Annotated in this window: 3 protein-coding genes; 1 reads left to right on the forward strand and 2 read right to left on the reverse strand. The window is 67.7% G+C overall.

What is annotated here, in order from left to right; genetic code table 11:
* Both VF697_RS21330 and VF697_RS21335 read right to left on the reverse strand, forming a co-directional pair.
* Positions 1-1587: HAMP domain-containing protein (locus tag VF697_RS21330; protein ID WP_331097794.1), on the reverse strand; the 1587-nt coding region annotated here is incomplete at its 3' end.
* Positions 1588-1992: 405 nt separating this feature from the next.
* Positions 1993-2835, reverse strand: coding sequence for an SDR family oxidoreductase (locus VF697_RS21335; RefSeq protein ID WP_331097796.1), 843 nt, complete (start codon positions 2833-2835; stop codon positions 1993-1995).
* Positions 2836-2977: 142 nt separating this feature from the next.
* Between VF697_RS21335 and VF697_RS21340 the strand changes: the two genes are divergently transcribed.
* Entirely contained in the window at positions 2978-3460 is a 483-nt protein-coding gene (locus VF697_RS21340) for a hypothetical protein (protein ID WP_331097798.1), read from the forward strand.
* Positions 3461-3497: the final 37 nt, after the last annotated feature.

Genomic DNA, 3497 nt, shown 5'->3' on the forward strand with positions numbered 1-3497 from the left:
GTTGAGGAAGGGCATGAGGTGGCGACCGCGCTCGTCCTGGGAGAGGAAGGTGGGCAGGTCACCCTGGCGCTCCTGGAGCATGTTGGCCACGCGGCCCACGTGCTCCAGACGCATGCCCGTCACGCGCTCCTTGGCGACCTGAGCGGAGGTGTAGACGCTGTTGAGCACGTTGCCCACGTTGTGCAGCACGTTGGTGGCGATCTCCGCCATGCCGGCCTGCCGGGCCGTCTTGACGAGCTGCCCATGGATGTCCTTGAGCTCGCGGGTGCGCTCCTCGACCCGCTGCTCCAACCCTTCATTGGCCTGTCGCAGGGCCTCCTCGCGCCGATGGACCTCGTCGGCCATGAGCTGGAAGGAGCGGGCCAGTTGCCCCAGCTCGTCCTTGCGTGAGGTGTTCAGCCCGACCTGGAAATCCCCGGCCGCCACCTTGTCGGTGGCCTGGATCAAGGACAGCAGCGGACGGGTGATCTGCTGTCGGAGCACCCAGTACATGATGACCAGCTCCAGCAGCAGCGACAGGATGCCGAGCAACAGGACGTAGCGCGCCGCGAGGAAGGCGGGCTGGGACACCATGCTCTCGGGCAACACCGTGGCGAGGTACCAGCCGGGGCCCCGGAGCCGCGTCACGGCGACGTACTCGCCGTGCTCCGGGAGCGCCAGGATGCCCTGACTGGGCTCGTGGCCCTTCAGCCGCTCGAAGATGCTCCGCAGGTGGGCCGCGTTCTCCTGGGAGCCGAGGAGCCTGGCCGCGACGTCGGGGTGCTCGGCGCCGCGCAGGATGTTGTAGGCCTCGGTGGCGCTCTCCAGCTTCAGCTTGGGATGGGCGATGAGCTGACCATCTTCCCGGAAGAGGATGTTTTCGGCACCGGGCAGGTGGTCGTTGATGGTGCGGGACATCAACTCGTTGAGGTGGACATCGTGGCTGACCGTCGCGATATGGCGGCCGTCCAGGTCCAACGGTGTGGAGACCGAGACCATCCACACCTTGGAGATGGAATCCTCGAAGATGCCGGTCCAGGCGGTCTGCCTGCGCGGGTTGTTCTCGGGCAGGCCGAGTCGGAAGTACTCGGTTTCCGCCAACGCGAAGTCCGGCGCGAGATCCTGGGCCCAGGTGGGGTACTCCGGCCAGTACTCCACGACAGCCCCTTCCGGCGTGCTCACGTAGGTCGCCTGGAAGCGGACATGGAAGGCGGGCCCGTACCAGGTGATCACGTCGTAGAGGGCCAGGATCCGGGTACGGAGCTCGGCATCGAGGTTCACATGCGGAGGGACGAAGACGCCCACCATCTTCGTGCCGTCGAAACCCTCGGGTCGGTTGCGGACCGTGCCATTGGGCGTCCGCACGAAGAGGCTGTCGAAGCGGCCGCTCACATCCTCACGTTGGAGGGCTTGGATCCTCTCCACCACGGCCTTGTTGAAGGCCGCATGGTTGTCTTCCGCCAACACGAAGATGGACTGCTCGCGCTCGCTGCGCTCCGAGACATGCTGCTGCAACTGCGCGAGGGCCTCGGTGCGCAGGGTTTGGAGCATGTGCAGGTAGCTGGCGAGGGTGGACAGGGCAATGATGACCCCGATGCGTACGCCCATCTTGAGGAGCGTCGATCGGGCCAGCGGGGCTCGGGAGCTAGGAGAGGATGGCATGGCGATGGACGGACCGGGTTTCGCTGGTCGTGGGCGATGCAGGTCGGGACTGCCTGCATTGCCGAAGCGCCCCCAGCGGGAGGTCGGTTGTGCCGCCATGAACAAGGCAAGCCACGGGGATTCCTCCAGGGAGCATGCGAGGGACTGCCTGCCCGCAAGGCCCCTGGAGACTCCGCCAGGGAGGGGGTTGAGCCTCTCCCTGACGAGCGCGGTCTTGTCTGTGAAACCTTTGTCTGCGAAGAGCGACGTTTCCTGTCGAATCTTTGTACAGAGAGAGCAACACCCATGATGGCTGGGATTGTCCAGGCTCACCCCACACGCCCGCGCCCCCTCGGTTGAGCGCTCACTCCGTCAGGAGTCGCGGCCCGGCGCCTTGCTGAAGTCGCTCCGAGCACTCCCGCCCTGGCGCAAGAGCCAGCGCATGGCCCCCGGCGCGAGATCGAAGAGGAGGTACATGGAGCCCAGTGAGCGCGGCCTGTCCAGGACGAGCGTCCGGTGCTCGAGGCCCTCGACGAGGGCCTGGGCAAGCTCCTCGGGAGCGAGCGGCGGAACGAAGTCCGCCAGCCGCGGCATGCGCGCGGAAGGTACATGCTTGCCAAAGAAGTCCGTGCCCGCCACCGTCCCGGGACGCACGAGCATGACGTGCACGGGCGTGTGGGCCAGCTCCGCCTGGAGTGTCTGCGTGTACCCGCCCACCGCCGCCTTCATCGCCGAGTACGCGGCGGACGAGCTGCCCGCGAAGACGCGCCCCGCGGAGGAGCCCATGTTGACGATGTGGCCGGACCCGCGCGCCAGCATGGAGGGCAGCACGGCCTTGGTGGTGTAGACGAGGGCGTTGAAGCCCACCGCCATCGTCCGCTCCACGTCCTCCACGGACATGTCCACCACGTCCTGCCACCGCACGAAGGCGGCGTTGTTGACGAGCACGTCGATGCGGCCCGCTTCCTTCAGGATGCCCGCGCACCATGCCTCCACCTGGCCCCGATCCGAGACGTCACAGCGGGTGAAGCGGAAGCGCTCGGGTGTGAGGAGTCGCGCGGCCTGCTCACGCGCCGTCCGCAGGTGCTCCTCGGAGATGTCGCACACGTGGACCGTGCCACCGGCCTCGGCGAGTCGACGCGCCGTCGCCCAGCCGATGCCCTGGGCTCCACCCGTTACCAGGCATACCGCGTCCTTCAAGAAATCCTTCGACATGGAGCGTCCTTTCCTCGCGCGCAGCCTGCCCGGGGGCAGCCCTCCTGCCAGGCGGTCGTCGGGCGGAAGGCCCCTCATTGTACCGCCATGGACCGGTGCGCACCCTGCGGGCGTCGTCTGTGATGTCACGAGGGGGGACACGATGGCCAGGACATGGATGAAGGCGGGCGTGGGGTTGCTGCTCTGGGGCGGTGTCTGCGTGGGTATCGCCGCGCGGGAGGCCACCGCGTTCGAACAGCGGGAAGCGCGAGCACCACAGGAGGAGGCCTCGGCCGAGCGAAGCTCGCAGGCCGATGAGCAGCTCTGTGATCCAACGGAGATCCAAGAACTCGAGGCCGAGGCGCGGGCGCTCGTCAGGACCGACTGTCCGAACGTCAGCCAGTGCCGCACCGCGCCCGTGGGCGTCAGGGCCTGCGGCGGGCCGAGGGACTACGTCGTCTACTGCGCGGCCACGACTCCCGAGCAGGAGCTCCTGAGGGCGCTCGAGCGGCTCGAGAGGCGCGAGGGGCGGTTCAACCGGCAGTGCGGCATCGTCTCCATCTGCGTCTTCATCTCCCCACCGGAGGTCGAGCTGGTGGAGGGCCAGTGCCAGGCGGTGACGCCTTCCCCGGAAACCCTCCCGTAAGAGGGTCCGGGAGCCGTCCAACGGCCCTGGCTCAGAG

The organism is Archangium sp. (assembly GCF_036388035.1).
Lineage (GTDB): Bacteria > Myxococcota > Myxococcia > Myxococcales > Myxococcaceae > Archangium.